7 protein-coding genes and 1 pseudogene are annotated in these 7,922 nt (G+C 71.3%); 7 read left to right on the top strand and 1 reads right to left on the bottom strand.

Annotated elements, in window-relative coordinates; all coding sequences use genetic code 11:
- Window positions 1–278: 278 nt before the first annotated feature.
- The 6 genes from AC13HU_RS26275 to AC13HU_RS26250 all read left to right on the top strand — a co-directional run bounded on the left by AC13HU_RS26275 (window position 279) and on the right by AC13HU_RS26250 (window position 6,830).
- Entirely contained in the window at window positions 279–698 is a 420-nt protein-coding gene (locus AC13HU_RS26275) for a hypothetical protein (RefSeq protein WP_483044428.1), read from the top strand.
- A 400-nt stretch (window positions 699–1,098) separates the two neighbouring features.
- Window positions 1,099–1,632 carry a PH domain-containing protein gene (locus AC13HU_RS26270; protein ID WP_483044427.1) on the top strand — a complete coding sequence of 178 codons (534 nt, stop codon included), beginning with the start codon at window positions 1,099–1,101 and terminating at the stop codon, window positions 1,630–1,632.
- Between the two features lie 142 nt (window positions 1,633–1,774).
- Window positions 1,775–3,304, top strand: a complete 1,530-nt coding sequence (locus AC13HU_RS26265) for a hypothetical protein (protein WP_483044426.1) — start codon at window positions 1,775–1,777, stop codon at window positions 3,302–3,304.
- A 223-nt stretch (window positions 3,305–3,527) separates the two neighbouring features.
- Window positions 3,528–4,148: a sugar O-acetyltransferase gene (locus AC13HU_RS26260; protein ID WP_483044425.1), complete on the top strand. Its 621-nt coding sequence runs from the start codon at window positions 3,528–3,530 to the stop codon at window positions 4,146–4,148.
- A gap of 234 nt (window positions 4,149–4,382) precedes the next feature.
- On the top strand, window positions 4,383–5,537 hold the full coding sequence (locus AC13HU_RS26255; RefSeq protein WP_483044424.1) for a threonine aldolase family protein: 1,155 nt from the start codon (window positions 4,383–4,385) through the stop codon (window positions 5,535–5,537).
- A gap of 336 nt (window positions 5,538–5,873) precedes the next feature.
- Window positions 5,874–6,830 carry a carbohydrate kinase family protein gene (locus AC13HU_RS26250; protein WP_483044423.1) on the top strand — a complete coding sequence of 319 codons (957 nt, stop codon included), beginning with the start codon at window positions 5,874–5,876 and terminating at the stop codon, window positions 6,828–6,830.
- A gap of 44 nt (window positions 6,831–6,874) precedes the next feature.
- Here the strand turns inward: AC13HU_RS26250 and AC13HU_RS26245 are convergent, their stop codons facing one another.
- Window positions 6,875–7,525, bottom strand: coding sequence for a TetR/AcrR family transcriptional regulator (locus AC13HU_RS26245; RefSeq protein WP_483044422.1), 651 nt, complete (start codon window positions 7,523–7,525; stop codon window positions 6,875–6,877).
- A 199-nt stretch (window positions 7,526–7,724) separates the two neighbouring features.
- Between AC13HU_RS26245 and AC13HU_RS26240 the strand changes: the two are divergent.
- Window positions 7,725–7,922 (top strand): annotated as a pseudogene (locus tag AC13HU_RS26240) (ABC transporter permease); the annotation flags it as partial.

Raw genomic sequence — 7,922 nt, 5'->3', positions numbered from 1 at the left:
CCCCACCTCTCCTTGCTCCGGCCCGCCCTGCTCCGGCCCGCGCACTGCCCGGGGTTGCGGCGCTACGGGGTCACCGGGGCATCGGGCCGTGGGGTCACCGGGTCACGGGGGCCGGGCGGATGGGGCACTTCCGCGACGACTCTGCCGTTACGAGACGGTGACAAGGTACCTACAACGCATTCGTGCGATCGACCGTCTTATCCCGTGAGAACGCACCAACGGCGCTTATCCCGCCTTTGGTTCACATCGTGACACTTCTCAACGGAATGGACGAACCCATGATCATCGCCAAGCGGAACTCCCTGCGTATCGCCGCCCTCGGCGTCCTCATCGCGGCCTCCATCGCCGTGGCCGGCACCGCGATGGCCGCCACCCCGACCGTGCACGCCGTGCCCTCCGCCGTCGCGCAGCAGGCGGCGCCCGCCAAGGCCACCATCACCGCCAAGCCGTCGGTCACCTCGGTCGCCGCCTGGAAGCTGTTCCGGGTCACGGGCAAGACCACCGGCCTCAAGGCCGGCAGCAAGGTGACGCTCCAGCAGAAGCAGCACGGCAAGTGGGTCACTCTGCCCGCCTCCGCGCCCATCACCCGCAGCGGCTCCTACTCGCTGGGCGTCGAACTCGGCCTGAAGGGCAAGAACGACCTGCGCATCGTCAGCGGCAAGACGGCCTCCCCGGTCTTCAACGTCACCGTCCGCTAGGGAAGTTGGTGCGGTCGTCACCGGTGGTGTGGTGGCCCGAGGCGGGCGGCGGTAGCAGTGGGAGCCGGCCGGTCGGTAGTCACCACAGCCGGGGCGGCGGACCGGGCGCCGTGCCGCCACCTGGCTCGGCTTTCTCCAGGCGGTGGAGGGCGTCCTGCGGTGAGGTGACCTGTGGTGACCTGCGGTGACCTGCGGTGACATCCGTGCCCGGACATCCGGGAGCCCGGGTTGATGACAGGGTCGCGAACTGCGTGGCCGGGAGCGCGTGGGCGTGATGCCCGGGGGTGCCGGAGCCGGGGCGCCGGGGGCCCTGGGAAATGAGGGCGGGGGCCGTGCGGACGAGGTGGAGCTTCGAAGGGAAGGGCGAAGTCACCGACCCCGGTGTGCCAAGATGCCCAGCATGCCTAACGTGGACCACCACCTCACCGAGGACGAAGACCTCATATATCTCACCCGGCAGCACTGGACCCGACTCGTCGGCGACTTCGTGGTGCTCTGCGTGACCTGGGCCGCTGCCGGGGCGCTGCTGTGGGCCCTGCCGAGCGGCAAGAGCTGGAGCCACACCGGGGTGTACGCGGTGCTGGCCGTCGCGCTCGTCATCTCCGTGTGGTTCTGGCTGGTTCCGCTCCTGAAGTGGCGCGGCATCGTCTACATCCTCACCACCAAGCGCATCCACCAGCGGGCCGGCTTCGTGAGCAAGACCGGCCGCAGCATCCCGCTGACCCGGGTCAACGACATCTCGTTCGAAGCCTCCCTGTGGGAGCGGATCATCCGCTGCGGGACGCTCAAGATCGAGTCGGGCTCGGAGCAAGGGCTGTTGACGTTGAAGCACGTGCCGGACCCGGAGGGCTTCAAGACCCGGATCTACGAGGCCATGGACGAGGAACAGGATCACCGCTACGGGTCCGACGAGGCCACGCCGCACCGACGCTGAGCCCTGGCCCCGGGTGGACGGCGGGGCAGTTGTCGCGGACGGGTGGTGCCGGGACGGGGGCGAGGGGAGCATAGGGGCGACGGCAGTGGTCCCGGGCCACGATCCGTGCCGCGGGTATCGGGACGAGTTGTGGGGTGGGGCCGTGCGTAGCTACACCAGCGTGGTGGTCGGCAATCTGGTCTTCATCACGATCTGCATGTTCCCGGGCCCTGTCGCGCTCGGTGTGGCGTACAGCGCCTGGCGTGACGGCGAGAGTTGGGCCTGGATCGCGTTCGTCGTCGGGCTGGCGATCACGCTGGTCATCCCGTTCACGGCCGTCAAGGCCGCGCGGGGCGAGTTCCCCCGGATCACGCGCCGTGACCGGGTGAAGGGCGAGAGCGTCTCCTACGGTGCCGACAGCTTCGTGATGTGGGCCCCGCGCGCACCGAAGGGACCTGCGGCGGCACGGTTGGTACGGGCGGACGTGCTGGAGGCGTCACTCGTGCGGTACGAGCCCGAAGGCGGGGCGACGTTCACGACGTACTGGGGCACCTTCACCCCCGACGAGTTCACGCCGCTGATCCGGTTGAAGCTGCGTGTGCACGCGGCCGAGGACGCCGGCGGGGACGCCAGGGACGCCAGGGGCGCCGGGGAGGCCGAAGGGTCGGAACGGGCCGAACGGGCCGATGGCTCCGCCGGGTTCGAGATCACGGACGACTGGCGGGTGCCGTCCCTCTGCCTGTCGGCGGTCACGGCGGGCCGTCTGGCCGTCCTCGTCGGGCCCGCCGGCCCGGCCGCACCCGCGGGCCCGGCCGGACCCGCCGGCCCGCCCGCCCCGCAGGCCCACGGAACGGTCATCCCTTTGTGGGCGAGCAGCGCCATGCTCGCGGGCACGAGGACCTGCCGCGTGGTCGATCTCGACGGCCGGCTGACCGACGTGACCCGGCGCCCCGGCCGCCAACTGCGGCAGATGCGCATCTCGCGGTCGGTGGGCGGGGTCGAACTCGACGGTGACACCATCGACTTGCGGCGCCTCGACCCGGAGACGGCGGCCCGCTACACCGCCGTGGCCGAGCAGGCCCGCGCCTTCCCCGAGGATCGGGCGCCGGTGACCGAGCCGGGCGAGGAGTCCCGCTGGATCGTGGACCAACTCCCGGGTGAGCGTGCGGGGTTCGGCCAAGTCGACCGACGGTGGTCGCGCCGCGGTGGCGTCCTGGCACGGGGCCGCTTCCTGCAGATGACAGCCACGCACAACTTCCAGGAGCACGGCCCGATGCTCGACACGGTCCTGCGCGTCCAACCCGCGGACGGTACACCGCCGTTCGACCTCGCCCGGCGGCTGACCGTGCCGATGAACTACCTGGCGGTCCTGCACCGCACCCGCGAGGTGGTCCTCTACGCGGCCCCGGCCGGCACCTCGTACGTCGTCGACTGGACCCGCACCAACCTGCTCGCCGGCACCACCGCGGCCAAGGTCATCGCCCCCGACGGCCGTGAACTCCCCCTGACCGGACGCCCCGACGTGATCTGGTCCCTGATGAACCTGCTCGCCGCCCACGGCCGCTCCAACCCGACACCCGTCCTGGACCTCCGCAAGAAACGGATGAGCGCGGTCGCGCAACCCGCGCTGGAAGTACTACGGCGCGCCTCCCCGTCGCCCATCTCCAGTCCCGCCCCCAGCCCCGCCGCCTGATCGGTCCTCCGGCCCTGCCTCCGTCCGCCCGGCCACGCACCAGCCTGGACGCCCTCCGGTTTCGGTCAACCTGGTTCGCACGCATGACCCGGGCCGACAAAGATCGGAACACTCGGCAACGAGCCGCGGCCGGCAGTTGTGTTGATCCGGACGGCCGTCGACTCTGGAGACGGGGGCGTCCGCATGGGGCGGTTGTCCCGATGGCCGGGCGAAGGAGAAGCACATGGAAGAGCGCATGGAAGATCACGCGGGCGAGCACGTCGACGCACACACGGACGCCAGGGAGCGCATCGCGCAGGGCCTGCTCTACACCGAGAGCGACGCGATGTTCATGGCCGGGCGGCGCCGTACGGAGTTGCTGTACGAGTACAACCGGACCGCACCATCCGAGCCGGAACGGCGGGCCGAACTGCTCGGCCGGATACTGGGTTCGATCGGGAAGCGGAGCTCCATCGCCCCCACGTTCCAGGCCGCCTACGGCAGCAACGTCCATATCGGGGACGACTTCTTCGGCAACTTCAACCTCTCCCTCATCGACGACGTCGAGATCCGCATCGGCAACGGCGTCATGATCGCCCCGAACGTCACCATCACCACCACCGGCCACCCGGTCCACCCCGACCTGCGGCACGACTACAACCGCTTCTCCAAGCCGGTGACGATCGAGGACAAGGTGTGGATCGGCAGCAATGCGGTGCTGCTGCCCGGCGTGACGATCGGACGCGGCTCGGTCGTCGGGGCCGGCAGCGTCGTGACCCACGACATCCCGCCGATGGTGGTCGCCTTCGGCTCGCCCTGCCGGGTGGTCCGGCCGATCATAGGTGAGGATCTGACGCAGCGTTAACGTCCCTCCCGGCAAGGTGTGCCCCGCTTGCTGTCCTGGCACGCGTGTCCCCCCGCCGAAAGTCCGAGTAGGCCCACTAGGGATAGCGAACTGGCGGCCTGGCAACCTCACGTAGTCAACTGACGCGGACCGCACCCTGCGGATCGCGGAAATCGTGGTCCCTGTGCGTGTTCGCCTTGGGCTCAGCGGGAAAACTCCGGTGACGCACCCGGCTCCGTACACGATCATCGGTGGATGACCGACAACCCTGGCACGGATCAACGACTCCGCAGACTGACCGCCTGGCGCGGTGCGACGCGGGTACTCTCCCGCATCGCCGCAGAGCACCGGATAGGCGACCGGTTGGCCGACCTCGCCGCTTACGCGGGCAGCGTGTACGACGTGGACGACTGGGTCGACATGTACGGCGACGGCATCGTCGGGGAGTTGGAGCGGCGTACCGCCCGCACCCTGGGTATGGAGGCCGCCGTCTTCTTCCCCACCGGCACCATGGCCCAGCAGGTCGCACTGCGCTGCTGGGCGGGCCGCACCGGGAACCGCACCGTGGCCCTGCATCCCCGGTCGCACCCCGAGACGGACGAGCGGGGCGCCTTCTCGGCGGTGAGCGGGCTGCGTACCGTGCATCCGACGACCCAGCCCCGGTTGCCGACGGCCGACGAGGTCCGCGCTCTGGACGAGCCCTTCGGTGCGTTGATGCTGGAACTGCCGCTACGCGAGGCCGGTTTCGTACTGCCGACGTGGGACGAGCTGACGGACGTGGTGGATGCGGCCCGGGAGCGGGACGCGGTCGTGCACTTCGACGGGGCGCGGATCTGGGAGTGCACCTCGCACCTCGGCCGTCCTGTGCAGGAGATCGCGGCGCTCGCGGACAGCGTGTATGTGTCGTTCTACAAGTCGCTGGGCGGGATGTCGGGCGCGGCGCTGGTGGGACCGCAGTCGCTGATCGACGAGGCGAGGGCCTGGCGTCATCGCTACGGAGGAGATCTGTTCCACCAGTATCCGGCGGCGCTGAGCGCGCTGCTGGGGCTGGAGCGGGAACTGCCCCGGTTGCCGGACTATGTGGCGCACGCGAAGGTGGTCGCGGCGGCACTGGACAAGGGGTTCGAGTCGGCAGGGGTGCCGTGGTTCCGGGTGCATCCCGGGGTACCGCACATCCACCGGTTCCAGGTATGGCTGCCGTACGCCCCTGCCGTGCTGACGGAGGCCGCGGTACGGCTGGCCGAGGAGACGGGGACGACGCTGTTCCACCGGTGGTTCGCGGCCCCCGGGGGACCGCCGGACATCGCGGTCACCGAAGTGACGGTGGCGGCCGAGGGGCTGGAGTGGACAGCGGAGGACGTGATGGCGGCAGTGACCGCGTTCACCAGTCGGCTGCCTGAGAGCTCTTGACGGAACGCGAGTCGATGCTGCAACAGGTCCCGGGTCGGATACGGGTGCTGGACCGGTAGGCGTGGCGCGGGCCACGCTGTGGCAGCCGAACGCTTCTTCCGAATGCTGGCGTACTTCCGCTGTCCGGTCGCCCCGACGGTCCAACGGGCCGGTCCGCAGCGCCGCAGCGCGGCGGAGAGGCGCTCACCGGGTGCTTCTACCCTGTGGGCGAGGGCCGTGGCGGCTCCAGGCGCGTACGGCGGGAGAGGGCGGTGCCGCCTTCGACCTCCGGGTACGGCAGTTGGACGCGCTGCGGATCACGGACACCGGCGTCGGCGCCGGAAGCAGGAGGGCATCGTGACAGAGGGCACCATGACAACCGACAGCCGGATCATCGTGGTCGGCGAGAGCCTCGTCGACCTGGTGTGGCGGACCGGCACGGACACCGTTCGCCCGGCCCCCGGCGGCAGCCCCGCCAACGTGGCCATCGGCCTGCATCGGCTCGGCCGCCCGGTCACGCTGATCACCTGCTGGAGCGACGACCCGCCCGGCACGCTCGTGGCGGAGTACCTGACCGGCACCGGCCTCGACGTGCTCCGCGCGCCGAGCGCCTCCGGGCGCACCACGGTCGCGCTGGCGTACGTGGACGAGGCGAGCGGGTCGGCGACCTACGACTTCCTCGCCTCCTGGGCGCCGGACCGCATCCCGGTGGGGGAGGACACCGCGCTGCTGCACACCGGTTCGCTGGCCGTCGTGGTCGAACCCGGCGCGGAGCAGGTGCTGGCCGCCTGCCGGGAACTGCACGGCCGGCCGGGCCGCGCGGTCGCGGTGGACCTCAACGTCCGCCCCGCGGTGCAGCCCGACCGCGCCGTCTACCGCAAGGCGGTGGAGCGGCTCGCCGGCGTCGCCGACGTGGTCAAGGCCAGCGACGAGGACCTCGGCTGGCTGTGGCCGGACCAGGACCCGGCCGTGTCCGCCCGCGCGCTGCTCGGCCACGGGCCGCGGCTGGTGGTGCTGACCCGCGGCGCGGCGGGCGCCACCGGGTTCACCGCCGGGGCCGAGGTCTCCGTACCCGCGCCGAAGGTGACGGTGGCCGACACCATCGGTGCCGGCGATGCCTTCCAATCCGCCCTGCTGGCCGGCCTGTTCGGCCCGCACCCCGACGGCGCGACCGGCGTACGGCTGCCGGCCGGGGCGCCGGAACTGGAACGCATCCTGCGGGAGTGCGTCGTGGCCGGCGCGCTCGCCGCGACCCGTCCCGGCGCCCAGCCACCGACCGCGGAAGAGCTGCGCGAGGCGACCGCGGCTTTCTAGTGCCGTGACCGGCAAGGTTTGCCCGGTAGGCGAGGTGTGATCGGCTACGGCGCCGGCGCGGCCGGCGCGGCCGGCGCGGGGTCGGGGCCGGGCAGGCGGGCGGCGGAGAGGGCCGCCGTGGTGGCGGCCGCGAGCGCGTCGAGGTAGCCGGCCGGGCGCTTGGTGCGGATCATCACCAGGCGCCAGTACAGGGGACCGATGGCGAGGTCGAGCGCGAGGTCCACGTCGGTGTCGGCGGCCAGCTCGCCGCGCTCGATCGCGTTGCCGACCACCACGGCCGCCACCGCGCGCTGGGTGTCGCGCATGGCGGCGTGCGCGGCGAGCGCGATGTCGGGGTTGCGGGCGGCCTCCGCGAGCAGGTCCGGGACGATCTGGGCGGCGAGCGGGTGCTCCAGCAGCCGCGCGGTGACCCCCACCAACTGCCTTACGTCGCCCAGGAGTGTGCCCGTGTCGGGGGCGGGCATGCCGTGCACCGCGAGGGCGGACACCACGTCGAGGACGATCGGCAGTTTCGAGGGCCAGCGCCGGTAGATCGCGGCCTTGCCCACCCCGGCCCGGCGGGCGATGCGCTCGATCGACATCCGCCCGTAGCCCACGGCGGCCAGCTCGTCGAAGACGGCGGCGCGAATGGCGTCCGTCACCCCCTCGCGGAGCACGGCGGCGCCGGCCGGGGGACGACGGGGCTTCGATTCCATACCTTGAGCATAGCGTCACGACGGAACGGTTGCGTTCCGTTGCAGCGGTCGCCTAGAGTCTGTGGTGCGACGGAACGGTGTCGTTCCGTTGTGTCTCGTTTCGTTCGGTTTCCCTTCGTTCCGTCCCGCGTGCGCCACACCACCCGCGACACGTCGGCGGGGGTCCGGCGATTCGCTCCTCCGGTTGAAAGCGCCCTCTATGACACAGCGCCTCGCCCCCGTGCACGAACCACCGGCCCAAGCCATGAGCCCCGCCGAACTCGCCGCGATGTACGGCTTGTCGGTCAGTGGTGCTCGGCCCGGGTTGGTGGCTTATACCCGTCAGTTGTGGGGTCGTCGACATTTCATCAACGAGTTCGCGAAGGCGCGGACGGCGGCGCAGTACACGCAGGCGCGG

The sequence above is a fragment of the Streptomyces sp. NH27 genome (assembly GCF_056859195.1).
Note: the sequence above shows the minus strand (reverse complement) of the source record. Positions and strands in the feature narration are given on the sequence as shown.

Coding starts and splice junctions, on each gene's coding strand:
- AC13HU_RS26275 (WP_483044428.1), top strand. CDS start 279: ATGATCATCGCCAAGCGGAACTCCCTGCGTATCGCCGCCCTCGGCGTC.
- AC13HU_RS26270 (WP_483044427.1), top strand. CDS start 1,099: ATGCCTAACGTGGACCACCACCTCACCGAGGACGAAGACCTCATATAT.
- AC13HU_RS26260 (WP_483044425.1), top strand. CDS start 3,528: ATGGAAGAGCGCATGGAAGATCACGCGGGCGAGCACGTCGACGCACAC.
- AC13HU_RS26255 (WP_483044424.1), top strand. CDS start 4,383: ATGACCGACAACCCTGGCACGGATCAACGACTCCGCAGACTGACCGCC.
- AC13HU_RS26245 (WP_483044422.1), bottom strand. CDS start 7,525: ATGGAATCGAAGCCCCGTCGTCCCCCGGCCGGCGCCGCCGTGCTCCGC.